This is a genomic window from Enterobacter cloacae complex sp. R_G8 (assembly GCF_024599795.1).
Taxonomy (GTDB): domain Bacteria; phylum Pseudomonadota; class Gammaproteobacteria; order Enterobacterales; family Enterobacteriaceae; genus Enterobacter; species Enterobacter dissolvens.
In genome coordinates this window covers 2124857-2149581 of record NZ_CP102246.1, presented here as the reverse complement: position 1 = coordinate 2149581, position 24725 = coordinate 2124857, and the positions used below count along the sequence as shown (strand labels likewise).

Below are 24725 nucleotides of genomic sequence, written 5' to 3'. Positions count from 1 at the left end.
GTCAAAAGGGTTCCCAGGTCGCGAACAGGCTGACCGTTGCCAGCACCAACGCTCCCAGCACCACCTCTGCCTGTGTCATCCTGATAAAAATCTGTTGCTCGCGCCCGATGTGGGCACTAAACCGTGGCACCAGAAAATACCGATTCGCCAGCGCAATTACCACCATCAATGCCACCAGCGCACATTTGAACAACAAAAGTTGTACGTAACCCGTCTGCCAGGGCACCGTGATGCCCAGAATAAAGAGCCCATTGATCGCGCCGGTAAGCACTACCCCCGCTACGGCATAATGCCCCACGCGAGAGAAGCGCATCATGGTATAGATTGCCGCAGTCTGCCAGCGTCCTTTCGCCAGATGCATGCAAAACAGCAGTGGCAGGAGACCGCCAACCCAGGTGGCGGCACACAGCAGATGCAGTGCGTGATTAATGCGCTGCATCGCCCCCACGGCGCCATCGTTCATCGCCGCATGCCCCACGCCTGCCAGCAGGACAAATTGCCCCATTGCGAGCAGCAATAATCGCGATCCTTTTTGTGGCGCAAGCCACGCGGCACAGGCGGTGATTACGGCCAGGATAATTTGCCACAGCCAGACGCCACCAAACTGCGTTGCCAGCACGCTCTGCCAGACGTCCGGATTAAACACATCCCCCCAGCCGTTGCCCATTAGCCCCGCCTGGATCATGAACATCAGGAACGCCGACAACAGACTGACCAGAGACGCAATCTGCTGCTGCGCCTGAAAACGCCGGGTCATCAGACGGTGCAGGGAAGAAGGGGCAAACCAGACGCTATAGAGCGCATTACCAAAAATTAGCATCAGCGCGCCGAAATGGATAAAGCGCAACCCCACGTAGATGAAGGCCAGCATGTTATTTCACGCTGAAGTGATAGCTGCCTTTGGTTTTGTGACCATCAACCGAGACCACATGCCAGTCAACCTGGTACGTGCCGGTCACCAGCGTCTGCGCCAGCGGAACATTGAGCTGGGCCTTATTCTGCACGTCACGCTGAATATGGCCGGTTTTAACCACGTTTCCTTGAGCATCCTTCACCACCACACCGCTGAATGCCGGTTCAATGCCTTCGGAAAATGTCAGGGTAAGCGTCTGAGGGGCTACCACCTGACTATCGGCTGCCGGGATTTGCTGTTGAAGGTGCGCGTGCGCCAGCGCCGGGCTCGCGGTGACGGAAGAGAAGAGAAAAGCCAGCGCGCATACCGCGCGGGAAGCGGATAAACCCATCGCAATCATTCCTTTTTGTTATGTCTGTATGATAAAGAATAACGCTGTATAATAATCGAGTCGAGGATCATCCCACCTCCGCTTGTCATCGTCGCGCAATCGCGGTAACGTTGCCGCCGCATAAAAAGGAGAAGGTAATGAAGATCAATCTGGCTGCCCTTCCTCAGGACGAGATGGATAAAGTGAATGTCGATCTCGCTGCCGCAGGTGTCGCGTTTAAAGAGCGTTACAACATGCCAATCGTGGCAGAAGTGGTGGAACGCGAACAACCCGCCCATCTGCGCGACTGGTTTCGCGAACGCTTGATTGCCCACCGACTCGCGTCGGTTAATCTCTCTCGTTTACCGTACGAACCAAAAGTGAAATAAGCTTAACGACTCGTTACACTTCCTTACGCGGAATATGCCAGGATAAGAAAACCCTGATTAAATTAGGTGTACTCTTAAATCCTGCGACTCTGTGTATAAGGAAGTCACGATGTCACAATGGAATATTGCCGCCGCCCAGTATGCCGGGCAGCATCACAGTGTAGATGACCACGTAGCACACCATCTCCGTTTCGTTGCAGAAGCGGTACAACAGCAGTGCGACCTCCTGGTCTTTCCTGAACTCTCGTTAACAGGACCGGGAACGACGGACTTACCTCCCCCACCCAATGACGGACAGCTTGCCCCCTTGCTGACCGCCGCATCGCTTTACCGGATTACCATCATTGCCGGTCTGCCCCTGGATCTGAATGGTCAGCGCGTAAAAGGCCTCGCCCTGTTTTCACCGTCCCGGCATGGCATCCTGCGCTACCCTCAGGGGAGCGGTGCCAGCCTGGTTCCGGGTGATAAACAGCTGACGATTATTGATACACATGCCGATTCCCCCAATCTGGATCCGCAGGCGACGCTGTTTACCAGCTGTCAGTCGGTGGGGGATAACCGCTGGCGTCAGTCCATCAGCACGTTACAGCGCTTCGCACATAAGTATGCCATTGCGGTGTTAATGGCGAACGCCCGTGGGGGTAGCGCGTTGTGGGATGAAAAAGGCCAGCTGATCGTCCGTGCGGATAAGGGCGAGCTATTATTGACCGGATCTCTGGGCCGACAGGGTTGGCAAGGCGATATCATTCCTTTAGGCTAAGCGTTTTAGCTCAGGAGCGTTCAATGCTGCGCGTCATCGATACCGAAACTTGCGATCTTCAGGGCGGAATAGTGGAGGTGGCGTCTGTTGACGTCATTGACGGAAAAATCGTCAACCCAATGAGCCATCTGGTGCGTCCCGACCGCCCGATTAGCCCGCAGGCGATGGCCATTCATCGCATTACCGAATCGATGGTGGCGGATAAACCCTGGATTGAAGAGGTCATTCCGCACTATTACGGTAGCCCGTGGTATGTCGCGCACAACGCCAGCTTTGACCGCCGGGTACTGCCCGAGATGCCCGGCGAATGGATTTGCACCATGAAGCTGGCGCGTCGTCTGTGGCCGGGGATCAAATACAGCAATATGGCGCTGTATAAGTCCCGTAAGCTCAGTGTCAGAACGCCCGAGGGGCTGCACCATCACCGCGCCCTGTACGACTGCTATATCACCGCGGCGCTACTCATAGATATTATGAATACCTCTGGCTGGACGCCGGATGATATGGCGACCATTACTGGGCGACCGGCGCTGCTGACCACCTTCACCTTTGGCAAATACCGCGGCAAAGCGGTGTCCGATATCGCCGATAAAGATCCGGGCTATCTGCGCTGGCTGTACAACAACCTCGACAAAATGAGCCCGGAGCTGCGCTTAACGCTCAAGCACTATCTGGGTGAAGCTTAATTCCCGGCACGGCCTGGTAGCGTTTCCTGCGCCAGGCCAATCAAAAAGGCATACTCCAGCGCGACCCCTTCATACGATTTAAATCGCCCCGATTTCCCGCCGTGTCCGGAGTCCATGTCAGTACAGAGAAGCAACAGGTTGTTATCGGTTTTCAGCTCACGCAGTTTTGCCACCCATTTCGCGGGCTCCCAGTATTGCACCTGCGAATCGTGCAGGCCGGTAGTCACCAGCATGTGCGGATAGGCTTTAGCTTCCACATTATCGTACGGACTGTACTCTTTCATGTAGCGGTAATAGATCTCGTCCTGTGGATTCCCCCACTCTTCAAACTCACCGGTGGTCAGCGGAATGGACTCGTCCAGCATCGTGGTGACCACGTCGACAAACGGAACCTGCGCGACAATTCCCTTAAAGCGATCGGGACGCTGATTGATGACGGCTCCCATCAGCATGCCACCCGCACTGCCGCCCATGCCAAAGCAGAGCTGCGGATCGCCATAGCCCTGCTCTATTAGCGCATCGCAGACGTCGAGGTAGTCATTGAAGGTGTTTTTCTTTTTCAGGAATTTCCCGTCTTCATACCAGTGTTGCCCCAGTTCACCGCCGCCGCGCACATGGGCGATAGCGAAAACAAAGCCGCGATCGAGCAGGCTCAATCGGCTACTGCTGAAATCGGCATCCATGCTTGAGCCGTAGGATCCATACCCGTAGACCAGGATCGGGTTTTTCCCTTTCTGGAAATGCGTCTTGTGATAGACGAGCGAGACGGGCACCTCAACGCCATCCCGGGCAGTGACCCACAGGTGTTCGCTTCGGTAGTTATCAGAATCAAACCCCTTAACCTCAGACTGCTTAAGGACCTGACGTTGTCCGGTCTCCATGTCCAGCTCAAACAGCGTATCCGGCGTGGTCATTGACGAGTAGCCATAGCGCAAGCGGGACGATTCCGGCTCGGGATTAAACCCAATCCACGTGACATAGGCCGGATCGTCGAACGCGATCCCGATGACTTCCCGCGTTTTGCGGTTAATTTGCCGCAGGCTGGTCAGCCCCCGCTGGCGCTCTTCTACCACCAGCCAGTCGGTGAAGAGAGTAAACCCTTCGAGCATTACCTGATCCCGTGCAGGAATGAGCACTTCCCACTTCCGTTCATCACGCACTTTGGTTTTATAAAGGCCAAAGTTTTTGCCCTCACGGTTAGAGCGCAGGTAAAAGCTGTGCTGGAAGTGATCCAGGCTGTACTCATGATCTTTGCGACGGGGCAGAAAACAGAGCGGCTGTGCATCAGGCAGTTCGGCATCCAGGAGCAGAACTTCAGAAGTGGTCGCGCTGGCGAGGAAGATGATCACATAGTGGCGTGACGACGTTTTATGCAGACTGACATAGAACGTTTCATCTTTCTCTTCGTAGACCAGCTCGTCATCATCCGCACTGGTGCCGACGGTATGACGCCATACCTGATAAGGCAGCAGCGTGGAGGCATGTTTCTTCACGTAGTAGACGGTTTCGGAATCATTCGCCCAGACAAAATCCGGCGAAACGTTCGCAATCATCTCCGGGTACCAGTTCCCGGTTTCCAGATTGCGAAAACGCAGGCCGTATTGACGACGGGAGAGGTAATCTTCCGCCAGCGCCATAATGGCGTTGTCGGGTGAAACCGACATGCCCCCCAGCGTATAAAACTCGCTGTGGGCAGCACGCTGGTTGGCATCCAGCAAAATATCCCATTCATCCCACTCGGCGCTTAACACCGACTGACGCTGATAGATGGGATATTCATTACCTGGCTCGTAGATATGGCGATAACGATAGCCGTTTTTGGTCCAGGGTGCGGAGACATCGCGCTGGGGAATGCGCTGCACCATTTCATTCAGCAACTGATCCTGCAGCGCCTGCTGGCTGGCCATGACCTTGCGGCCATAGTCATTTTCCGCGTGCAAATAGTCGAGCACCTCTGGCCGGGAACGCGAATCGTCCCGCAGCCAGTAATAGTTATCTATACGCGTATCGCCATGCGTGGTGATCGCATAAGGAGTACGTCGGGCTTTTGGTGGCATGTCATGCTTCTTTTGAGTTTTACACCCTATAAGGTTGGCAAAACACGCGCATGATGCAAGCGAAACATGACCGCGACGGTGACAGTTAACCCGCTAACGCCTGTTTTTGCTCCCTGATATCCTTCTCAATGCCCTCGCGCACGTCCTGAGGGATCTTCAACGCGTCGCCGAGGGCGTTGAGGTAGCTGCGCTCCATAAAGTGGTCAATATCAATGGCGGCACAGCTTAAGAAATAGAGTTCAAGCGCCTCCTCCTCATTCTTTACGCTTTGCGCAAGGCGCTGCGGATCCAGCGGCTGTTCGATGGCCTGAGACACCAGCGCTCTGCCCTGCTCTTCCACACCGGCCTCCCGCAGCTGCTGCTCAATCGCCGACCGTTCTTTCTCGTCGATATGCCCGTCACTTTTCGCCGCAAAAACCAGTGCAAGGATCAGCCGTTCAGTGCGCAGGTCCAACGGTGACGTGTGTTGACCATAATCGGGTTCATCGCTATGTGCGGTTCGTACTCTGTCCTTGTATTTGTTCCACAGAACAGTACCCGCGATGGCTCCGCCACCGGCCAGTAACGCGCCGGTGCCATATTTTGCCAGCAATTTGCGCGAGGATTTATTCGCCACCAGCAGGCCCGCCAGCCCGCCGATCGCCCCGGGGACCAGCAGTTTGCTCAGCCCCTGATCGCCGGATGGCGATGTTTTCTGCCCTAACAGTGATTGCAATTGATTTAACCAGCCTGACATGGTGTCCCTCACTTAACGGTGTACATATTCCACAGCCTAAGCGAGCAGGCGTCAGGAAATGTCTGGAGGGACTAAAGAAGCGCAAATTTCTTGCCTGTGCACTGGCCCCGATCAAGACAGACGCAAACGTTTTCGTTTATACTGCGCGCAACTTTTTCAGGGGGATTGTTATGACTCGTTTAGGAACCGCGCTGCGACCTGCGGCGACGCGTGTGATGCTGTTGGGATCGGGTGAACTGGGTAAAGAGGTCGCCATTGAGTGCCAGCGTTTAGGCGTGGAAGTCGTTGCGGTAGACCGCTACGCGGATGCACCCGCCATGCACGTCGCCCACCGTTCTTATGTGATTAACATGCTGGATGGCGCTGCCCTGCGCGAGCTGATTACGCGTGAGAAACCGGATTTTGTCGTACCGGAAATTGAAGCCATCGCCACCGACACGCTAATTACCCTTGAGCAGGAGGGCCAGCGTGTCGTGCCCTGCGCGAAGGCCGCAAAGCTGACCATGAACCGCGAAGGCATTCGTCGCCTGGCGGCGGAAGAGCTGGGATTGCCCACCTCACCCTATCGTTTTGCTGGCGATAAAGCCGAGTTCCTGCAATCCGTCGACGAGATCGGTTTCCCATGCATCATTAAACCCGTCATGAGCTCCTCCGGTAAAGGTCAAAGCTTTATCCGTGACAGCGGCACACTGGACAAGGCGTGGGATTATGCCCAACAGGGCGGTCGCGCCGGAGCCGGTCGCGTGATTGTTGAAGGCGTGGTGAAGTTTGATTTCGAAATTACCCTCCTGACCGTCAGCGCCGTTGATGGCGTCCATTTCTGCGATCCGATTGGGCACCGTCAGGAGGATGGCGATTACCGTGAATCCTGGCAGCCGCAGCAGATGAGCGCCCTGGCGCTGGCGCGCGCGCAGGAGATCGCCCGTAAAACGGTGCTGGCGCTGGGCGGTTACGGCCTGTTTGGTGTGGAGCTGTTTGTCTGCGGTGATGAGGTGATTTTCAGCGAAGTCTCTCCTCGCCCGCACGATACCGGGATGGTGACCCTGATTTCGCAGGATCTCTCCGAGTTCGCCCTGCACGTGCGTGCTTTCCTCGGCCTGCCAGTTGGCGGTATCCGACATTACGGCCCGGCCGCCTCGGCGGTGATCCTCCCGCAGCTGACCAGCCAGAACGTCACCTTTGATAACGTTGAAGGCGCGGTTGGGGCAGGTCTGCAGGTTCGCCTGTTCGGGAAACCGGAGATTGACGGTACGCGTCGTCTGGGTGTGGCATTAGCCACCGGCGATAACGTGGATGATGCCGTCGCAAGCGCTAAAGCCGCCGCTGCCGCGATTCGCGTTAACGGATAAAAAAACGGGCCAGATGGCCCGTTTTTCATGATGGGAGATTCTTACTGCTTCGCGCCTTCAACCGCTTCGCGAGCCAGTCTGGTGATGCGGTCCCAGTCGCCCGCTTCCAGCGCATCCGCCGGCACCAGCCAGGAGCCGCCGATGCACAGCACGCTTTTCAGCGCCAGGTAATCACGGTAGTTGGCCGGAGAGATGCCGCCCGTCGGGCAGAAGCGCACCTGAGAGAATGGACCTGCAATCGCCTGCAGCGCTTTGGTGCCGCCGTTGGCTTCAGCCGGGAAGAATTTGAACTCTTTCAGGCCGTAGTCCATGCCCAGCATCAGTTCAGAGACAGTGCTGATGCCCGGGATCAGCGGGATGGTGCCCTCGGTTGCCGCTTTCAGTAGCGAATCGGTCAGACCCGGGCTGATGGCAAACTGCGCGCCCGCTTCAGTCACTTCAGCCAGCTGTTTTGCGTTCGTAACGGTACCCGCACCAATGATGGCATCCGGCACGTCTTTAGCGATGGCGCGAATCGCGTCCATCGCGCAGGCGGTACGCAGGGTCACTTCCAGAACGCGAACGCCACCCGCAACCAGCGCTTTCGCCATCGGTACCGCGTGCTCCAGTTTGTTCACCACGATAACCGGCACAACGGGGCCAGTGGTCAGGATTGCTTCTGCACTTGTTTTCCAGTTTTTCATCAGAGTTTTCTCTCGCCAGATCGATAAAATCAAGTCGTCTTAAAACGTAATACAGGTTGCGCCCTGCTCCGCGCCGGAGAGTTTCTCACGCAGCGCGCCAAACATTTCGCGTCCGGTTCCCACGCGCGATGCGCTCAGGTCGGGAATATGGGGCTGACGGGCCGCCAGCTCGGCTTCGTCCACCAGCAGGGTTAACTCACCTGTCTGACCATTGACGCGGATGATGTCGCCGTCACGCACCTTAGCCAGCAAACCACCGTCATACGCTTCAGGCGTTACATGGATGGCTGAAGGCACTTTACCTGAGGCACCCGAGAGGCGTCCATCGGTGACCAGTGCAATTTTGAAACGGCGGTCCAATAATACACCAAGTGGTGGCATAAGTTTATGTAATTCTGGCATCCCGTTCGCTTTGGGTCCCTGATGACGTACGACCACCACGCAATCCTTATCAAGGAGGCCCGCATCAAAGGCAGGTAAAACATCATGCTGGCTCTCAAAGACCACTGCCGGGGCTTCAATCACCTGGTTCTCTTCCGGTACGGCGGAAGTTTTCATCACCGCGCGTCCCAGGTTGCCGCTCAGCACTTTGGTGCCGCCGTGGCGTGAGAACGGTTGTTCGAAGGTAGCAATAACCTGCGGATCGAGAGAGGCGCTCGCCCCGTCACGCCAGTCCAGCTCACCGTTGTTCAGCCATGGCTCCAGGGTATAACGCTGCAGGCCAAAGCCCGCGACGGTGTTCACATCTTCATGCAGCAGACCGCCCTTCAGCAGCTCACGCATCAACACCGGTACGCCTCCGGCGGCCTGGAAGTGGTTAATGTCTGCCGGACCATTCGGATACAGGCGCGCCATCAGCGGCACCACGGAAGAGATGTCGGAGAAATCATCCCAGTTAATCAGGATGCCCGCCGCACGGGCCATCGCCACCAGGTGCATGGTGTGGTTGGTTGAGCCACCCGTTGCCAGCAGGGCCACGATGCCATTGACGATCACTTTCTCATCGACCATTTTACCCAGCGGCATCCACTCATTGCCGTTCCCGGTCAGACGCGTCACCTGACGAGCGGCGGCTTCGGTCAGGGCCTTGCGCAGCGGGGCATCGGGTTGAATGAAGGAGGAGCCCGGAAGCTGCATCCCCATAAATTCCACCACCATCTGGTTGGTGTTGGCCGTGCCATAGAAGGTACAAGTGCCCGGCGCATGGTAAGAGGCAGCTTCCGCTTCCAGCAGCGCCTGACGGTCTGCTTTACCTTCGGCATAGAGCTGACGGATACGCACTTTTTCTTTGTTTGGCAAACCGCTGGCCATCGGACCTGACGGCACAAAAATCGCCGGAAGATGACCAAACGACAGCGCCGCCATGGCGAGCCCCGGGACAATCTTGTCGCACACGCCAAGGTACAGTGCGCCATCGAACATGTTATGCGACAGGCCTACCGCTGCAGACATGGCGATCACTTCGCGACTCAACAGCGACAGTTCCATCCCGTCCTGGCCCTGGGTCACTCCGTCACACATGGCCGGCACACCTCCCGCGACCTGGCCCACCGCATTCACGCTGTGCAGCGCTTTACGGATGATGTCCGGGTACACTTCGTACGGCTGATGCGCGGAGAGCATGTCGTTATAGGAGGTAATGATAGCGATATTGTTACGCAGCATGCTTTTCAGCGATGCTTTATCGGCAGGCTGGCAGGCGGCGAAACCGTGTGCCAGGTTGCCGCAGGCCAGTTGCGAGCGGTGGACGGTGTCACTCTTTGCTTGTTCAATGCGGGCGAGGTAGGCAGAACGCGTCTCTTTCGAGCGCTCGATAATGCGTTGTGTTACGCGTAACAATGTCGGATTCATAAAAGCTCCTCTAATTTATCTGTCCGGGCTCGGGAGTTTACAAAGTCGCTGGCAGTTGTTAACAACGCTGAAACGCTTGCTGTCCGGAGCTCAGGGGCAAAATCGCTTCCGGCAGTGTAATAAAAAAAGCCCCGCGGGTGAATCCACGCGGAGCTTAAAAGTATAAAAATTGTGCCACTAGCTGTGTTAGATCATGTTACCGGTAAAATAACACCTTCGGGCTAGAGGATTATCTTACTCAAACTCGTTCCAGGAGCGGCCATCACGGGTGATCATCGCCACGGAGGCGACAGGTCCCCAGGTGCCCGCCTGATACGGTTTTGGCGGATCCTGATCGGCAGCCCAGGCTTCGGTGATGGAGTCGACCCATTTCCACGCCTCTTCCACTTCGTCGCGACGTACAAACAGCGCCTGGATACCGCGCATGGTTTCCAGCAGCAGGCGCTCGTAAGCATCCGCCAGGTGCGTTTGATTGAAGGTCTCGGAGTAGCTCAGATCCAGTTTGGTGGTCTGCAGGTTGTGCTTGTGATCCAGCCCCGGTACTTTGTTCAGGATCTGGATATCCACACCTTCATCCGGCTGCAGACGGATAGTCAGTTTGTTCTGCGGCAGCTCCTGCCAGGACTCTTTAAACAGGTTCAGCTCAGGGTTTTTGAAGTAAACGACAACTTCAGAGCATTTGGCTGGCAGACGTTTACCAGTACGCAGGTAGAAAGGCACACCCGCCCAACGCCAGTCATCGATATCCACGCGGATCGCCACAAACGTCTCGGTGTTGCTGGACTTGTTCGCGCCCTCTTCTTCGAGATAGCCAGGGACTTTTTTGCCCTGCGCAAACCCGGAGGTGTACTGGCCACGCACCGTCTTCTCACGCACGTTAGAACGGTCGATACGGCGCAGTGATTTCAGGACTTTCACTTTCGCGTCGCGGATGCTGTCTGCGGTCAGGTCTGATGGCGGAGACATAGCGATCATGCAGAGTACCTGCAGCAGGTGGTTCTGGATCATGTCACGCATTTGGCCGGCCTGGTCAAAGTAACCCCAACGGCCTTCAATGCCCACCTCTTCGGCCACGGTGATTTCCACGTGGTCGATGGTGCGGTTGTCCCAGTTGTTAACAAACAGGGAGTTGGCAAAACGCAGCGCCAGCAGGTTCAGTACCGTCTCTTTGCCCAGGTAGTGGTCGATGCGATAGACCTGGCACTCTTCGAAGTATTCGCCGACCTGGTCGTTGATTTCGCGGGAGGTAGACAGCGAGGTACCCAGCGGTTTTTCCATTACCACACGCGCCGGTTTGGCGTTCAGATTCGCTTCGCCCAGACCTTTACAGATGGCGCCAAAGGTGCTTGGTGGCATGGCGAAATAGTTAATGGTGACCCGGTTTTTCTGATCCAGCATCTCACCCAGACGGGTAAACGCGCTCACGTCGTTCACATCCAGATTGCAGAAATCGAGACGTCCGCTCAGGGTATCCCACAAACTTTCATCAATTTTCTCTTTCATGAACGTTTCGAGCGCTTCACGCACGACTTTGGTGTATGCGTCCTTGTCCCAGTCGGCGCGCCCTACACCCAGGATACGGGTATCCGGATGAAGTTGGCCCGCTTTCTCCAGTTGATACAGGGAAGGCAGCAATTTTCGGCGTGCAAGATCGCCTTTCGCGCCGAAAATGACCAGGTCACATGCCTGGGCTGTTTGCGTTACCGCCATGTCATTCTCCTCAGTTGGATCACCTGGTGCTTCTGCCAGGTATCGTTGTAATTTTATTACAATGCACTGTACTGCTTTTACGTCATTCCCGAAACCACTAGCGCTTAACGTCGCGTGCGATACGGCGTTTTTTCACCTTTCCCGCGCCTGTGGCAGGGTACTCACGCAAAAAGCGTCGATTCTTTGTACTAAACGGGCCCGGCAAAATCCGACACCGATCAAGTAATGAAAAAAAACAACAACATTTCTTGTCGGCTGTTACCCTATAAAGAAGCCGCAGGGGTAATATCGGCTAAATCGAATCCTGATTTCATCAATCAATGAAATCGTTTCCACCCCATGAGCGCCTTGTTAACAATGAACATGCTGGAAAAAATCCAGTTTCAACTGGAACACCTTAGCAAATCCGAGCGAAAAGTGGCTGAAGTTATTCTCGCCTCGCCTGCTCAGGCGATTCATTCAAGCATCGCCGCTCTGGCGCAGGATGCAGGCGTCAGCGAACCGACGGTGAATCGGTTCTGCCGCAGCCTGGAAACGCGCGGCTTCCCTGATTTTAAACTGCATCTGGCGCAAAGTCTGGCAAATGGTACGCCCTATGTTAATCGCAATGTGGATGAAGACGACAGCGTTGATGCATACACGGCGAAAATATTTGAATCGGCGATGGCCACGCTTGACCACGTCCGTCAGTCGCTGGATATGAGTTCGGTCAATCGGGCAGTCGATTTACTGACGCAGGCCAAGCGGATTGCGTTCTTCGGCCTCGGCTCATCGGCGGCCGTGGCGCATGACGCCATGAATAAATTCTTCCGCTTCAACGTCCCGGTCATCTATTCCGATGACATCGTGTTGCAACGCATGAGCTGTATGAATTGTAGCGAGGATGACGTGGTGGTCCTGATTTCGCATACCGGGCGCACCAAAAGCCAGGTTGAACTCGCGCAGCTGGCGCGTGAAAACGATGCCATGGTCATCGCCCTCACGACCGCAGGCACGCCGCTGGCAAGAGAAGCCACGCTTGCCATCACCCTGGACGTCCCGGAAGACACGGATATGTATATGCCGATGGTCTCCCGCCTGGCGCAGTTGACGGTCATTGACGTACTGGCGACCGGATTTACCTTACGCCGGGGCGCAAAATTCCGAGATAACTTGAAGCGTGTCAAGGAAGCGCTCAAGGAATCGCGTTTTGATAAAGAATTGCTTATAAAGAGCGATGTTCCCTGATAGTAGATAACGAAGACGTAACAAATAATTACGATGTAACGATTTACGGCATTCGGTCCCCTCGCGGTTGCCTTGCAGCAGATGAAGGCCGATTCAATCTTCACGCAACACCAAAGTTGTTTCAGTCAACGGAGTATTACATGTCCAGAAGGCTTCGCAGAACCAAGATCGTCACCACCTTAGGCCCGGCCACCGATCGCGATAATAACCTTGAAAAGATTATCGCCGCGGGTGCCAACGTGGTGCGTATGAACTTCTCTCACGGCACGCCAGAAGACCATAAATTACGTGCCGACAAAGTACGTGAGATCGCGGCTAAACTGGGCCGCCATGTTGCCATCCTCGGTGACCTGCAGGGTCCAAAAATTCGTGTCTCGACCTTCAAAGAAGGCAAAGTATTCCTCAATATCGGCGATAAATTCCTGCTGGATGCCAACCTGGGTAAAGGTGAAGGCGATAAAGAGAAAGTGGGTATCGACTATAAAGGTCTGCCGGCTGACGTTGTGCCTGGCGATATCCTGCTGCTCGACGACGGTCGTGTTCAGCTGAAAGTGCTGGAAGTTCAGGGGATGAAAGTGTTCACCGAAGTCACCGTCGGCGGCCCACTCTCCAACAACAAAGGCATCAACAAGCTCGGCGGAGGCCTCTCTGCCGAAGCGCTGACGGATAAAGATAAAGCGGATATCGTTACCGCGGCGCTGATCGGCGTGGACTACCTGGCCGTCTCCTTCCCGCGCTGCGGCGAAGACCTGAACTATGCGCGCCGTCTGGCACGTGACGCAGGCTGTGACGCGAAAATCGTGGCAAAAGTTGAACGCGCGGAAGCCGTTTGCGATCAGGATGCGATGGATGATGTGATTCTGGCGTCTGACGTGGTCATGGTTGCCCGTGGCGATCTGGGTGTGGAAATTGGCGACCCGGAACTGGTCGGCATCCAGAAAGCGCTGATCCGTCGCGCGCGTCAGCTGAACCGCGCGGTGATCACCGCAACCCAGATGATGGAATCCATGATCACCAACCCAATGCCGACCCGTGCAGAGGTAATGGACGTGGCTAACGCCGTGCTGGACGGAACTGATGCGGTCATGCTTTCCGCTGAAACCGCAGCCGGCCAGTACCCGGCGGAGACCGTGGCCGCGATGGCGCGTGTCTGTCTGGGCGCAGAGAAGATCCCAAGCATCAACGTCTCTAAACACCGTCTGGACGTGCAGTTCGACAATGTGGAAGAAGCGATTGCCATGTCCGCGATGTATGCGGCCAACCACCTGAAGGGCGTCACGGCGATCATCACCATGACCGAATCGGGCCGTACCGCGCTGATGACTTCACGCATCAGCTCCGGTCTGCCGATCTTCGCGATGTCCCGTCACGAACGCACGCTAAACCTGACGGCGCTGTATCGCGGTGTGACCCCGGTTTACTTCGACAGCACCAATGACGGTGTGGCTGCGGCGCACGATGCCGTCAATCTGCTGCGCGACAAAGGCTACCTGGTATCCGGCGATATCGTCATCGTGACGCAGGGTGATGTGATGAGCACCATTGGCTCAACCAACACCACCCGCGTTTTAACCGTCGAATAATCTGCTTCAGTTTCCCTCTCCCCTCCGGGGAGAGGGACTTTTATTTCCTGGGATAGAGTTCTTTGCGCTGATACGGCTCTTTCTCGCCGGGCTTACGCGTTTTGAGCAGCTTCAGGATCCATGTGTATTGCTCCAGATGGGGTCCCACCAGCACCTCTACCTCTTCATTCATGCGGCGCGCAATGGTGTGATCGTCCGCAGTCAGTAAGTCGTCCATCGGCGGGCGAACCTCAATGCTCAGACGGTGCGTGTTGCCATCGTACACCGGGAACAGCGGGATCACGCGGGCGCGGCAAACTTTCATCAGACGGCCAATCGCCGGAAGCGTCGCTTTGTAGGTCGAGAAGAAATCGACAAACTCACTGTGTTCAGGACCGTGATCCTGATCCGGCAGATAGTAGCCCCAGTACCCCTGGCGCACGGACTGAATAAACGGCTTGATACCATCGTTGCGGGCGTGCAGGCGTCCACCAAAACGACGACGCACGGTGTTCCAGACAAAATCAAATACCTTATTTCCCTGGTTATGGAACATGGCCGCCATCTTCTGGCCCTGAGATGCCATCAGCATAGCCGGTATATCCACCCCCCAGCCGTGCGGAACGAGGAAAATCACTTTCTCGTCGTTACGGCGCATCTCATCGATGATCTCCAGCCCTTTCCAGTCAACGCGCTTAAGGACGTTCTCCGGCCCTTTCAGCGCCAGCTCAGCCATCATCGCCATGGCCTGTGGCGCGGTGGTATACATTTCGTCAATGATGGCTTCGCGCTCGGCATCGCTCTTTTCCGGGAAGCAATAGTAGAGGTTAATTTGCGCGCGGCGACGGGCACTTTTACCCATTCGCCCTGCCAGACGGCCAATTTTCCCCAGAACGGGATCGCGCACAGAGGCAGGTAACATGGCAATGCCAGCAAACGCGTAAACGCCCAGCCAGGCGCCCCAGTTACGCGGGTGGCGAAAGGATTTTTCAAACTCAGGAATGAACTCAATATTGTTTTTTTTGGTTTCCATGCTGGTTCCAGGGTCTGGTGACGCAAAATATAATGACGATAGTGTAGCGAGGCAGCGGCCCACGCACAAAAGAAAAAGCCGGCGCTTACTGACGCCGGCTTTTAAACAAAACAGAAGGTTTTAGTCGAAACGCAGCTGCGGTATAACCTCTTTCACCTGCGCCAGGTAATCGGTACGATCTTTACCGGTCAGCCCTTCGGTACGCGGCAGTTTCGCCGTCAGCGGGTTCACCGCCTGCTGGTTGATCCACACTTCATAATGCAGGTGCGGCCCCGTAGAACGTCCGGTATTCCCGGAGAGGGCAATACGGTCGCCACGTTTCACTTTCTGACCGGGTTTCACCAGCAGCTTACGCAGGTGCATATAGCGGGTGGTATAAGTGCGACCATGACGGACCGCGACATAGTACCCGGCAGCACCACTGCGTTTGGCGACAACCACTTCACCATCCCCTACTGCCAGCACCGGTGTGCCCTGCGGCATGGCGAAGTCAACGCCACGATGCGGCGCAACGCGCCCGGTAACCGGGTTCAGACGACGCGGGTTGAAGTTGGATGAAATACGGAACTGCTTCGCCGTCGGGAAGCGCAGGAAGCCCTTCGCAAGCCCGCTACCGCTGCGGTCATAGAATTTACCGTCTTCAGCACGAATGGCGTAGTAATCTTTGCCATCAGAGCGCAGACGCACACCCACCAGCTGGCTCTGCTCACGCTTGCCATCCAGCATCTCGCGGGACATCAGTACGGAGAACTCATCGCCTTTTTTCAGCTTACGGAAATCCATCTGCCACTGCATGGCTTTGATAACCGAGCTGATTTCAGCGCTGGTCAGGCCCGCATCGCGCGCGCTGGAGACAAAGCTTGCGCCTACGGTCCCTTTCATCACGCTGTTAACCCAGTCGCCCTTCTGCAATTCGCTGGTCATCTTGAAACCGTTTGCAGTGCGGTCGTAGGTGCGCGTTTCGCGACGGGACATTTCCCAGGTCAAACGCTGCAGATCGCCATCCGGCGTTAACGTCCAGGAGAGCTGTTGGCCGATTTTCAGGTTACGCAGGTCTTTATCCGCGGCGGCCAGCTGGCTGATATTCCCCATGTCGATGCCGTACTGGTTAAGAACGCTGCTCAGCGTATCACCCGTGGAGACCACATATTCATGGATCCCCGCTTCATTCTCGGTTTTATCGTCCAGCTCATCCTGCGGAATGGCTTCATCTTCCTGAGCCGCCTGATCGATAGGCTCACTGGCCTCCGGCAGCAGAGAACGGATTTCGTTCTTCTCAAGCTCGATGGTTTTGATGATCGGGGCAGAACTCGGGTGGTAAACATAGGGCCGCCAGACGGCGACCGCTAAGGTGAGAACTGTAAGCGACCCCAGCATAACACGATGGGGTCGGGGCAGATTGTTAAATGCCAGGGCGACAGAGCGGGCTATCTGTTGCACGTATTCAATTCCTCGTTAATCTCCTTTCAGGCAGCTCGCATACTGGTTCGCCAGTTGAGTGAGGAACTGTGAATAGCTCGCTTTACTCAACTGGATGTTCGTTCCTAGCGGGTCAAGGGTTCCCATGCGCACGGATGTCCCCCTGGCCACGGCTTCTACGACCGCTGGCCTGAACTGTGGCTCAGCAAAAACGCAGGACGCTTTTTGCTCAACCAACTGTGTTCTGATCTCATGTAAACGCTGCGCACCAGGCTGAATTTCAGGGTTGACGGTAAAATGCCCACGCGGGGTCAGGCCGTAGTGTTTTTCGTAATAGCCATAGGCGTCATGAAAAACGAAGTACCCTTTTCCTTTCAGCGGTGCCAGCTCGTTACCCACCTGCTTATCGGTTGCGGCTAATTGTGCCTCAAAATCTTTCAGGTTGGCGTCTAGTTTGGCTCGACTTTGCGGCATAAGTTCCACTAATTTGTCATGGATTGCAACCGCCGACAGCCGCGCTATCTCTGGGGAGAGCCAAAGATGCATATTGTACTCGCCGTGATGGTGATCCCCGTCACCTTTTTCATCATGAGCATGATGACCTTCGTGTTCGTCACCGTCGTCGTCACTCCCCTTCATGAGTAACGGTTTCACACCGGCGAGTTCGGCAATGGTGACCTGTTTAGCCTCAGGAAGCTGTTTCGCAGACTTCTGCATGAAGGCTTCCATTTCTGGCCCAATCCAGACAACTAAGTCTGCGTTTTGTAAGCGTTTTACATCAGACGGACGCAAGGAATAATCATGCTCTGAAGCCCCATCAGGCAGCAGAACCTGGGTATCGGTCACTCCATCAGCAATGGCCGAAGCAATGAATCCCAGCGGTTTAAGCGAAGCGACAACGGCCGCGTTGACATCTTGTGCTGTTGTACCCCAAAGGGCGGCGGATAATGCTGCGAAAAGAAGCGTATTTTTATGTAACATAATGCGACTAATCATCGTAATGAATGCGTGGAATGTGATATTATAACATTCGTTGACTTCTGCAAGCTTAAATTGACATGACAACTTTGGTTTCTCTTGAAAATGTTTCGGTCTCATTCGGTCAGCGCCGCGTTCTTTCTGACGTGTCGCTGGATCTGAAGCCCGGTAAAATTCTGACGCTGCTCGGTCCGAACGGCGCAGGTAAATCCACCCTTGTGCGCGTGGTGCTGGGTCTGGTAGCCCCTGATGAAGGTGTCATCAAGCGTGAAGAAAAATTGCGTATCGGCTACGTCCCGCAAAAATTACACCTCGATGCCACGCTGCCGCTGACCGTCAGCCGCTTCCTGCGTCTGCGCCCCGGAACGCGTAAAGCCGATATTCTTCCGGCGCTGAAACGTGTCCAGGCGGGCCACCTGGTGGACGCGCCACTGCAAAAACTGTCCGGCGGGGAAACCCAGCGCGTGTTACTTGCCCGGGCGCTGCTCAGCAGCCCTCAGCTGCTGGTACTGGATGAGCCAACGCAGGGTGTGGACGTCAATGGTCAGGTCGCGCTTTACGATTTAATTGACCAGCTGCGCCACGAACTGAACTGCGCAGTGCTGATGGTCTCCCACGACCTGCATCTGGTGATGGCGAAAACCGACGAAGTGCTCTGTCTGAACCATCATATCTGCTGTTCCGGCACGCCTGAAGTGGTGTCAATGCACCCCGAATTTATCTCTATGTTTGGCCCTCGCGGGGCTGAACAACTGGGTATTTATCGCCATCATCATAACCACCGCCATGATTTACAGGGACGAATTGTCCTGCGCCGGGGAAATGGACACTCATGATTGAACTGTTACTGCCCGGCTGGCTGGCCGGGATTATGCTCGCCTGCGCCGCGGGTCCGCTGGGTTCGTTTGTGGTATGGCGCAGAATGTCCTATTTCGGCGATACCCTGGCCCATGCTTCTCTGCTGGGCGTGGCCTTTGGTTTGCTGCTGGACGTCAATCCGTTCTATGCGGTGATTGTCGTTACGCTGCTCCTCGCCGCCGGTCTGGTCTGGCTGGAAAAACGCCCTCACCTCGCCATTGATACCCTACTAGGCATCATGGCGCACAGCGCCCTGTCGCTGGGTCTGGTGGTAGTGAGCCTGATGTCCAATATCCGCGTTGACCTGATGGCCTACCTGTTTGGCGACCTGCTGGCCGTGACGCCGGACGATCTGATCGCTATCGCCATCGGCGTGCTCGTGGTGCTGGGAATTCTGCTCTGGCAGTGGCGTAATTTGCTCGCAATGACCGTCAGCCCGGATCTGGCGTTTGTTGACGGGGTGAAATTGCAGCGCGTGAAGTTGCTGCTGATGCTGGTGACGGCATTAACCATCGGTGTGGCGATGAAATTCGTCGGTGCGCTGATTATTACATCGCTGCTGATTATTCCTGCGGCCACCGCGCGTCGTTTTGCCCGTACGCCGGAGCAGATGGCAGGCGTGGCGGTGATTATCGGGATGATTGCGGTCACGGGCGGATTAACCTTCTCGGCGCTCTATGACACGCCTGCGGGGCCGTCAGTGGTGCTGTGTGCCGCGGTGCTGTTTATTTTCAGTATGATGAAGAAGACCGCAAGTTGACATCGAGGGCGCTGATGCCCTCACCCTAACCCTCTCCACAGGGAGAGGGAATTAAGCATTACGGCATTGCCGGTGGCGTGATACCGAAATGATTCCACGCCCGCACCGTGGCCATACGCCCACGCGGGGTACGTTGCAGGAAGCCCTGCTGGATCAGATACGGTTCGAGTACATCTTCAATGGTCTCGCGCTCTTCCCCGATTGCCGCCGCCAGGTTATCCAGCCCGACCGGCCCGCCAAAGAATTTGTCCAGCACCGCCAGCAGCAGCTTGCGGTCCATGTAGTCAAAACCTTCAGCATCGACATTCAGCATATCCAGCGCCTGAGCAGCAATCTCGGCGGAGATGGAACCATCGTGCTTCACTTCTGCAAAGTCACGGACGCGGCGCAGCAGGCGGTTAGCGATACGCGGTGTCCCGCGCGAGCGCTTCGCCACTTCAAACGCCCCCTCTTCACTCATATCCAGCCCCATATAGCGGGCACTGCGGCCGACGATATGCTGGAGATCGGCGACCTGATAAAACTCAAGACGCTGAACAATCCCAAAGCGGTCGCGCAGTGGAGAGGTTAACGACCCGGCACGGGTGGTGGCGCCAATCAGGGTAAACGGTGGCAGATCGATTTTGATTGAACGCGCAGCCGGACCTTCACCGATCATGATATCCAGCTGGTAGTCTTCCATTGCCGGATAGAGTACCTCTTCCACCACCGGAGACAGGCGATGGATCTCATCGATAAACAGCACATCGTGAGGTTCAAGGTTGGTCAGCATCGCCGCCAGATCGCCTGCTTTTTCCAGTACCGGGCCAGACGTGGTACGCAGATTCACGCCCATTTCATTGGCAACGATATTCGCCAGCGTGGTTTTCCCCAAACCCGGAGGACCAAAAATCAGCAGGTGATCGAGCGCATCACCGCGCAGCTTTGCCGCCTGGATGAAGATCTCCATCTGGGAACGCACCTGCGGCTGGCCAATATACTCATCAAGCAACTTAGGGCGGATCGCGCGATCCACCACGTCGTCAGCCTGAATAGTGCCTGCCGATACCAGGCGATCTGCTTCAATCATCCTTTACCTCACAATGCAGCGCGCAGCGCTTCACGAATCAGAGTTTCACTGCTGGCATCCGGTTTGGCAATTTTACTCACCATTCGGCTGGCCTCCTGAGGTTTATAGCCCAGCGCCACCAGCGCGGCAACCGCTTCCTGCTCGGCATCATCATCTGACGCAGGCGCGCCCGGAGACGTCAGAACCAGATCGGCCGCCGGGGTGAACAGATCGCCATGCAGACCTTTAAAGCGGTCTTTCATCTCAACAATCAGGCGCTCTGCGGTTTTCTTACCAATGCCCGGAAGCTTAATCAGCGCGGCAGGATCTTCGCGCTCAACGGCATTCACGAACTGCTGGGCGGACATACCGGAGAGAATGGCCAGCGCCAGCTTCGGCCCGACACCGTTGGTTTTAATCAGCTCGCGGAACAGGGTGCGTTCCTGTTTGTTGTTGAAGCCGTAGAGCAGCTGAGCATCTTCACGCACCACAAACTGGGTAAAGACAATCGCCTCTTTACCCGCGTCCGGCAGCTCGTAGAAGCAGGTCATCGGCATATGGACTTCATAGCCCACGCCACCCACTTCCAGCAGCACTAACGGGGGTTGTTTTTCAATGATGATGCCTCTGAGTCTGCCTATCACGTGACGCTCCTGCGTTCTGGAAATTTATTGATTTGCGACATAATAAAAAAAGGCTGGATAAACATCCAGCCTGATTTCTCATTATCGTAACCTGCCTCGCGCCAGATTAAGTCGCGACTCGCTCATTTGCATCGCATTCTGGCTGACATGACAGTGGGTGATCGCAATCGCCAGCGCATCGGCGGCATCGGCCTGCGGATTCGCCGGAAGTTTCAGCAGCGTGCGCACCATGTGCTGCACCTGGCTTTTCTCCGCGCTACCAATCCCCACCACCGTCTGCTTCACCTGTCTTGCCGCGTATTCAAATACCGGAAGATCCTGGTTCACGGCAGCAACAATTGCCACGCCCCGCGCCTGACCGAGCTTTAACGCCGAATCGGCATTTTTCGCCATAAAGACCTGCTCGATGGCGAAATAGTCAGGCTGAAACTGGGTGATAATCTCCGTCACGCCCGCATAAATGAGCTTCAGTCGCGACGGCAAATCGTCAACTTTGGTGCGAATACAGCCACTGCCAAGGTAGGTTAACTGGCGTCCAACCTGACGGATAACGCCGTAACCGGTGACGCGTGAGCCGGGGTCAATCCCAAGGATAATCGACATCACGCGTCTCCCGTAAACGGTTTACACGCTCTCATCAGAGAGTCGCTGCAACCTCATCAGAGATCTCACCGTTGTGATACACTTCCTGCACGTCGTCGCAGTCTTCAAGCATGTCGATCAGACGCAGCAGTTTTGGTGCCGTTTCAGCATCCATATCCGCTTTGGTGGACGGGATCATGGAGACTTCAGCGTTGTCGGCTTTCAGGCCCGCCGCTTCCAGCGCATCACGTACTGCGCCCATCTCTTCCCACGCGGTGTAGACATCGATAGCACCATCGTCGAAAGTGACTACGTCTTCCGCACCCGCTTCCAGCGCCGCTTCCATGATGGCATCTTCGTCGCCTTTCTCGAAGGAGATGACGCCTTTTTTGCTGAACAGGTACGCAACGGAACCGTCAGTCCCCAGGTTACCCCCGGTTTTGGTGAACGCATGGCGCACTTCTGCAACCGTACGGTTACGGTTGTCGGACAGGCATTCAACCATTACCGCGGTACCGCCAGGGCCGTAACCTTCATAAATGATGGTTTCCATGTTCGCGTCTTCGTCACCGCCCACGCCACGTGCGATAGCACGGTTCAGGGTGTCACGCGTCATGTTGTTGGACAGCGCTTTATCTACCGCCGCACGCAGACGTGGGTTAGACGCCGGATCGCCGCCGCCCAGACGCGCTGCTGTCACCAGCTCGCGAATGATTTTGGTAAAGATCTTACCGCGCTTGGCATCCTGTGCCGCTTTGCGGTGTTTGGTGTTGGCCCACTTACTATGACCTGCCATAAAAAGTTCTCCAAAAATCGCGCCTTTTCAGGCTGCGTTAATTACAAATTCTTCAATCGCCTGCCGGTTGCTCCACGACTTGGTCAGTGCGGCGGCATCCGCCGCATCCACCCAGCGGTAGGTCAGATGTTCGGTGAACACGATCTCCCGTTCGTGGGGAAGCGCGAGACAGAACCACGATTCCGTGTTGCGCTCGATCCCCGGCGCATAGCGATGACGTAAATGGCTAAAAATTTCAAACTCCACCGTGCGCTGACAGTCCTTCAGGGTCAGTTGCTCACAAGCAACGTCAATGGTGACCTCTTCCTTTACTTCACGCGCGGCGGCCTGCGGCGCGGTTTCCCCCTCTTCCAGACTGCCGGTAACCGACTGCCAGAATTCAGGGTCGTCGCGCCGCTGCAACATCAGCACCCGCTTCGTATCTTCTGCATAAATCACTACCAGAACAGAAACGGGACGCTTATATGCCATATCAGTTTTTCTCTTCCTTTTTCACCACGTCGATACCCAGCTCAGCCAGCGCGGCCGGGTTAGCGAAGCTTGGCGCTTCAGTCATCAGACACGCCGCTGCGGTGGTTTTCGGGAAGGCGATAACGTCACGGATGTTGTCGGTACCGGTCAGCAGCATGGTCAGACGGTCGAGACCGAATGCCAGGCCTGCGTGAGGCGGCGTACCGTACTTCAGCGCATCCAGCAGGAAGCCGAATTTCTCGCGCTGCTCCTGCTCGTTAATGCCCAGAATGCCAAAGACCGTCTGCTGCATGTCACCGCTGTGAATACGCACGGAACCACCGCCCACTTCGTAGCCGTTGATAACCATATCGTAGGCGTTCGCGACCGCCTCTTCCGGTGCCGCTTTCAGCTCTGCCGCCGTCATGTCTTTAGGCGAGGTGAACGGGTGGTGCATGGCCGTCAGACCACCTTCACCGTCGTCTTCAAACATCGGGAAGTCGATAACCCACAACGGCGCCCATTTGCTCTCGTCGGTCAGGTTCAGATCTTTGCCCAGTTTCAGACGCAGCGCACCCATGGCATCGGCAACAATTTTCTTGTTGTCAGCGCCGAAGAAGATCATGTCGCCATCCTGCGCGCCGGTGCGCTCAAGGATCGCTTCGACGATTTCCGCATTCAGGAACTTCGCTACCGGGCTGGTGATACCTTCCAGACCTTTCGCCCGCTCGGTAACTTTAATATAGGCCAGACCTTTCGCGCCGTAGATCTTGATGAAGTTGCCGTAGTCGTCAATCTGCTTACGGCTAAGCGCGGCACCGCCCGGAACACGCAGGGCTGCTACGCGGCCTTTCGGATCGTTAGCCGGGCCGGCAAACACCGCAAACTCAACGGATTTCACCAGGTCAGCAACGTCCACCAGCTCCATTGGGTTACGCAGGTCTGGTTTGTCGGAGCCGTAACGACGCTCGGCTTCGGCGAAGGTCATGATGGGGAAGTCGCCCAGCTCCACGCCTTTTACGTCATTCCACAGGCTACGCACCAGCGCTTCCATCACTTCACGCACCTGCTCAGCGGTCATGAAGGAGGTTTCCACATCGATCTGGGTAAATTCTGGCTGACGGTCAGCGCGCAGGTCTTCGTCACGGAAACATTTAACGATCTGATAGTAGCGATCGAAGCCGGACATCATCAGCAGCTGTTTGAACAGCTGTGGAGACTGCGGCAGCGCGTAGAATTTGCCTTTATGAACGCGGGATGGCACCAGGTAATCGCGCGCGCCTTCCGGCGTGGCTTTGGTCAGCATCGGGGTTTCGATATCGAGGAAACCGTGGTCATCCATAAAGCGACGCACCAGGCTGGTGATTTTCGCACGGGTTTTCAGGCGCTGTGCCATTTCCGGGCGACGCAGATCCAGGTAGCGGTATTTCAGACGCGCTTCTTCAGTGTTGACGTGGTTGGAGTCCAGCGGCAGCGCTTCAGCACGGTTGATGATCGTCAGATCGGAGGCCAGCACCTCAATGGCACCGGTCGCCATATCTGCGTTGACGTTTTTCTCGTCACGCGCACGTACGGTGCCGGTGACCTGAATGCAGAACTCATTACGCAGCTCAGAAGCCAGCTTCAACGCGTCCGCGCGATCCGGATCGAAGAACACCTGAACGATACCTTCGCGGTCGCGCATATCGATAAAGATAAGGCTACCAAGATCACGACGACGGTTGACCCAACCACACAGGGTCACCTGCTGTCCGACGTGGGACTGACGCAGCTGCCCGCAATATTCTGTACGCATGAGATATCCCTTAATTAGCCGCAGGCTAAATGTCGCCTGGTATCAGGCTACTATGTCGCAGCTTTCTGTATGTCACAACTGGATGAAAAAAGGCGGCTATTATACTGGAAATTCCGCCGGACGATAAGA

At 55.9% G+C, this 24725-nt stretch carries 24 protein-coding genes; 8 read left to right on the top strand and 16 right to left on the bottom strand.

All coding sequences use genetic code 11. The features are described from left to right. Position 1: 1 nt before the first annotated feature. Positions 2 to 871 (bottom strand): copper homeostasis membrane protein CopD, encoded by an 870-nt coding sequence (copD, locus tag NQ842_RS10205; protein WP_063426239.1) that lies wholly within the window; start codon positions 869 to 871, stop codon positions 2 to 4. A 1-nt stretch (position 872) separates the two neighbouring features. Next, positions 873 to 1244 carry a CopC domain-containing protein YobA gene (gene yobA, locus NQ842_RS10200; protein ID WP_182382049.1) on the bottom strand — a complete coding sequence of 124 codons (372 nt, stop codon included), beginning with the start codon at positions 1242 to 1244 and terminating at the stop codon, positions 873 to 875. 137 nt (positions 1245 to 1381) lie between these two features. On the opposite strand from yobA, the gene NQ842_RS10195 reads away from it, so the two are divergent. From NQ842_RS10195 to exoX, 3 genes are all read left to right on the top strand, one after another. Then, the gene (locus tag NQ842_RS10195) at positions 1382 to 1612 is read left to right on the top strand and encodes a DNA polymerase III subunit theta (RefSeq protein ID WP_013096102.1); all 231 of its coding nucleotides are present in this window, start codon (positions 1382 to 1384) and stop codon (positions 1610 to 1612) included. Between the two features lie 109 nt (positions 1613 to 1721). After that, entirely contained in the window at positions 1722 to 2372 is a 651-nt protein-coding gene (locus NQ842_RS10190; RefSeq protein WP_047360910.1) for a carbon-nitrogen hydrolase family protein, read from the top strand. Positions 2373 to 2395: 23 nt separating this feature from the next. Next, positions 2396 to 3058 carry an exodeoxyribonuclease X gene (exoX, locus tag NQ842_RS10185; RefSeq protein ID WP_013096100.1) on the top strand — a complete coding sequence of 221 codons (663 nt, stop codon included), beginning with the start codon at positions 2396 to 2398 and terminating at the stop codon, positions 3056 to 3058. On the opposite strand, the gene ptrB is transcribed toward exoX, so the two are convergent. Together ptrB and NQ842_RS10175 are read right to left on the bottom strand one after the other, a co-directional pair. After that, on the bottom strand, positions 3055 to 5115 hold the full coding sequence (gene ptrB, locus NQ842_RS10180) for an oligopeptidase B (protein WP_047360911.1): 2061 nt from the start codon (positions 5113 to 5115) through the stop codon (positions 3055 to 3057). The two genes, exoX and ptrB, sit on opposite strands and share 4 nt — an antisense overlap. An 85-nt stretch (positions 5116 to 5200) precedes the next feature. After that, the gene (locus NQ842_RS10175; protein WP_257256803.1) at positions 5201 to 5851 is read right to left on the bottom strand and encodes a tellurite resistance TerB family protein; all 651 of its coding nucleotides are present in this window, start codon (positions 5849 to 5851) and stop codon (positions 5201 to 5203) included. A gap of 170 nt (positions 5852 to 6021) precedes the next feature. Between NQ842_RS10175 and purT the strand changes: the two genes are divergently transcribed. Continuing rightward, positions 6022 to 7200, top strand: coding sequence for a formate-dependent phosphoribosylglycinamide formyltransferase (purT, locus tag NQ842_RS10170; protein ID WP_257256802.1), 1179 nt, complete (start codon positions 6022 to 6024; stop codon positions 7198 to 7200). A 41-nt stretch (positions 7201 to 7241) separates the two neighbouring features. Here purT and NQ842_RS10165 read toward each other — a convergent pair whose 3' ends face one another. From NQ842_RS10165 to zwf, 3 genes are all read right to left on the bottom strand, one after another. Next, a complete protein-coding gene (locus tag NQ842_RS10165) occupies positions 7242 to 7883 on the bottom strand; it encodes a bifunctional 4-hydroxy-2-oxoglutarate aldolase/2-dehydro-3-deoxy-phosphogluconate aldolase (RefSeq protein WP_014832394.1) in 642 nt (213 codons plus the stop codon). 39 nt (positions 7884 to 7922) lie between these two features. Next, entirely contained in the window at positions 7923 to 9734 is a 1812-nt protein-coding gene (edd, locus tag NQ842_RS10160) for a phosphogluconate dehydratase (protein ID WP_046888030.1), read from the bottom strand. A 234-nt stretch (positions 9735 to 9968) separates the two neighbouring features. Next, positions 9969 to 11444: a glucose-6-phosphate dehydrogenase gene (gene zwf, locus NQ842_RS10155; RefSeq protein ID WP_014832396.1), complete on the bottom strand. Its 1476-nt coding sequence runs from the start codon at positions 11442 to 11444 to the stop codon at positions 9969 to 9971. A 357-nt stretch (positions 11445 to 11801) separates the two neighbouring features. Here zwf and NQ842_RS10150 point away from each other — a divergent pair, with 357 nt between their 5' ends. Continuing rightward, positions 11802 to 12671 (top strand): MurR/RpiR family transcriptional regulator, encoded by an 870-nt coding sequence (locus tag NQ842_RS10150; protein WP_014832397.1) that lies wholly within the window; start codon positions 11802 to 11804, stop codon positions 12669 to 12671. Positions 12672 to 12811: 140 nt separating this feature from the next. Continuing rightward, positions 12812 to 14254, top strand: a complete 1443-nt coding sequence (gene pyk / locus NQ842_RS10145) for a pyruvate kinase (RefSeq protein ID WP_013096092.1) — start codon at positions 12812 to 12814, stop codon at positions 14252 to 14254. A 40-nt stretch (positions 14255 to 14294) separates the two neighbouring features. Here the strand turns inward: pyk and lpxM are convergent, their stop codons facing one another. The 3 genes from lpxM to znuA form a co-directional block, all read right to left on the bottom strand. Then, positions 14295 to 15266 (bottom strand): lauroyl-Kdo(2)-lipid IV(A) myristoyltransferase, encoded by a 972-nt coding sequence (lpxM, locus tag NQ842_RS10140; RefSeq protein WP_014832398.1) that lies wholly within the window; start codon positions 15264 to 15266, stop codon positions 14295 to 14297. 120 nt (positions 15267 to 15386) lie between these two features. After that, positions 15387 to 16706 (bottom strand): murein DD-endopeptidase MepM, encoded by a 1320-nt coding sequence (mepM, locus tag NQ842_RS10135; protein ID WP_257256801.1) that lies wholly within the window; start codon positions 16704 to 16706, stop codon positions 15387 to 15389. 15 nt (positions 16707 to 16721) lie between these two features. Beyond that, on the bottom strand, positions 16722 to 17666 hold the full coding sequence (znuA, locus tag NQ842_RS10130; protein ID WP_257256800.1) for a zinc ABC transporter substrate-binding protein ZnuA: 945 nt from the start codon (positions 17664 to 17666) through the stop codon (positions 16722 to 16724). 77 nt (positions 17667 to 17743) lie between these two features. Between znuA and znuC the strand changes: the two genes are divergently transcribed. Next, positions 17744 to 18499, top strand: a complete 756-nt coding sequence (gene znuC / locus NQ842_RS10125) for a zinc ABC transporter ATP-binding protein ZnuC (RefSeq protein ID WP_014832401.1) — start codon at positions 17744 to 17746, stop codon at positions 18497 to 18499. Further along, complete coding sequence (gene znuB, locus NQ842_RS10120; RefSeq protein ID WP_046888027.1) at positions 18496 to 19281, top strand: zinc ABC transporter permease subunit ZnuB; 786 nt, start codon at positions 18496 to 18498, stop codon at positions 19279 to 19281. The genes znuC and znuB overlap by 4 nt, the downstream gene beginning before the upstream one ends. A 58-nt stretch (positions 19282 to 19339) precedes the next feature. On the opposite strand, the gene ruvB is transcribed toward znuB, so the two are convergent. The 6 genes from ruvB to aspS form a co-directional block, all read right to left on the bottom strand. Then, positions 19340 to 20350: a Holliday junction branch migration DNA helicase RuvB gene (gene ruvB, locus NQ842_RS10115; RefSeq protein WP_013096086.1), complete on the bottom strand. Its 1011-nt coding sequence runs from the start codon at positions 20348 to 20350 to the stop codon at positions 19340 to 19342. A gap of 8 nt (positions 20351 to 20358) precedes the next feature. Further along, positions 20359 to 20973, bottom strand: coding sequence for a Holliday junction branch migration protein RuvA (gene ruvA, locus NQ842_RS10110; protein ID WP_014832403.1), 615 nt, complete (start codon positions 20971 to 20973; stop codon positions 20359 to 20361). Between the two features lie 81 nt (positions 20974 to 21054). Continuing rightward, positions 21055 to 21576, bottom strand: a complete 522-nt coding sequence (gene ruvC / locus NQ842_RS10105) for a crossover junction endodeoxyribonuclease RuvC (RefSeq protein WP_014832404.1) — start codon at positions 21574 to 21576, stop codon at positions 21055 to 21057. A gap of 34 nt (positions 21577 to 21610) precedes the next feature. Further along, positions 21611 to 22351: a YebC/PmpR family DNA-binding transcriptional regulator gene (locus tag NQ842_RS10100; RefSeq protein WP_008500447.1), complete on the bottom strand. Its 741-nt coding sequence runs from the start codon at positions 22349 to 22351 to the stop codon at positions 21611 to 21613. A 27-nt stretch (positions 22352 to 22378) separates the two neighbouring features. Further along, complete coding sequence (gene nudB, locus NQ842_RS10095) at positions 22379 to 22822, bottom strand: dihydroneopterin triphosphate diphosphatase (RefSeq protein WP_014832405.1); 444 nt, start codon at positions 22820 to 22822, stop codon at positions 22379 to 22381. A gap of 1 nt (position 22823) precedes the next feature. After that, a complete protein-coding gene (gene aspS / locus NQ842_RS10090) occupies positions 22824 to 24596 on the bottom strand; it encodes an aspartate--tRNA ligase (RefSeq protein ID WP_014832406.1) in 1773 nt (590 codons plus the stop codon). Positions 24597 to 24725: the final 129 nt, after the last annotated feature.

Coding starts and splice junctions, on each gene's coding strand:
- NQ842_RS10150 (WP_014832397.1), top strand. CDS start 11,802: ATGAACATGCTGGAAAAAATCCAGTTTCAACTGGAACACCTTAGCAAA.
- NQ842_RS10100 (WP_008500447.1), bottom strand. CDS start 22,351: ATGGCAGGTCATAGTAAGTGGGCCAACACCAAACACCGCAAAGCGGCA.
- znuA (WP_257256800.1), bottom strand. CDS start 17,666: ATGTTACATAAAAATACGCTTCTTTTCGCAGCATTATCCGCCGCCCTT.
- pyk (WP_013096092.1), top strand. CDS start 12,812: ATGTCCAGAAGGCTTCGCAGAACCAAGATCGTCACCACCTTAGGCCCG.
- zwf (WP_014832396.1), bottom strand. CDS start 11,444: ATGGCGGTAACGCAAACAGCCCAGGCATGTGACCTGGTCATTTTCGGC.
- ruvC (WP_014832404.1), bottom strand. CDS start 21,576: ATGTCGATTATCCTTGGGATTGACCCCGGCTCACGCGTCACCGGTTAC.
- NQ842_RS10195 (WP_013096102.1), top strand. CDS start 1,382: ATGAAGATCAATCTGGCTGCCCTTCCTCAGGACGAGATGGATAAAGTG.
- znuC (WP_014832401.1), top strand. CDS start 17,744: ATGACAACTTTGGTTTCTCTTGAAAATGTTTCGGTCTCATTCGGTCAG.
- edd (WP_046888030.1), bottom strand. CDS start 9,734: ATGAATCCGACATTGTTACGCGTAACACAACGCATTATCGAGCGCTCG.
- NQ842_RS10190 (WP_047360910.1), top strand. CDS start 1,722: ATGTCACAATGGAATATTGCCGCCGCCCAGTATGCCGGGCAGCATCAC.
- lpxM (WP_014832398.1), bottom strand. CDS start 15,266: ATGGAAACCAAAAAAAACAATATTGAGTTCATTCCTGAGTTTGAAAAA.
- znuB (WP_046888027.1), top strand. CDS start 18,496: ATGATTGAACTGTTACTGCCCGGCTGGCTGGCCGGGATTATGCTCGCC.
- yobA (WP_182382049.1), bottom strand. CDS start 1,244: ATGGGTTTATCCGCTTCCCGCGCGGTATGCGCGCTGGCTTTTCTCTTC.
- aspS (WP_014832406.1), bottom strand. CDS start 24,596: ATGCGTACAGAATATTGCGGGCAGCTGCGTCAGTCCCACGTCGGACAG.
- exoX (WP_013096100.1), top strand. CDS start 2,396: ATGCTGCGCGTCATCGATACCGAAACTTGCGATCTTCAGGGCGGAATA.
- copD (WP_063426239.1), bottom strand. CDS start 871: ATGCTGGCCTTCATCTACGTGGGGTTGCGCTTTATCCATTTCGGCGCG.
- purT (WP_257256802.1), top strand. CDS start 6,022: ATGACTCGTTTAGGAACCGCGCTGCGACCTGCGGCGACGCGTGTGATG.
- NQ842_RS10165 (WP_014832394.1), bottom strand. CDS start 7,883: ATGAAAAACTGGAAAACAAGTGCAGAAGCAATCCTGACCACTGGCCCC.
- NQ842_RS10175 (WP_257256803.1), bottom strand. CDS start 5,851: ATGTCAGGCTGGTTAAATCAATTGCAATCACTGTTAGGGCAGAAAACA.
- ruvB (WP_013096086.1), bottom strand. CDS start 20,350: ATGATTGAAGCAGATCGCCTGGTATCGGCAGGCACTATTCAGGCTGAC.
- ptrB (WP_047360911.1), bottom strand. CDS start 5,115: ATGCCACCAAAAGCCCGACGTACTCCTTATGCGATCACCACGCATGGC.
- nudB (WP_014832405.1), bottom strand. CDS start 22,822: ATGGCATATAAGCGTCCCGTTTCTGTTCTGGTAGTGATTTATGCAGAA.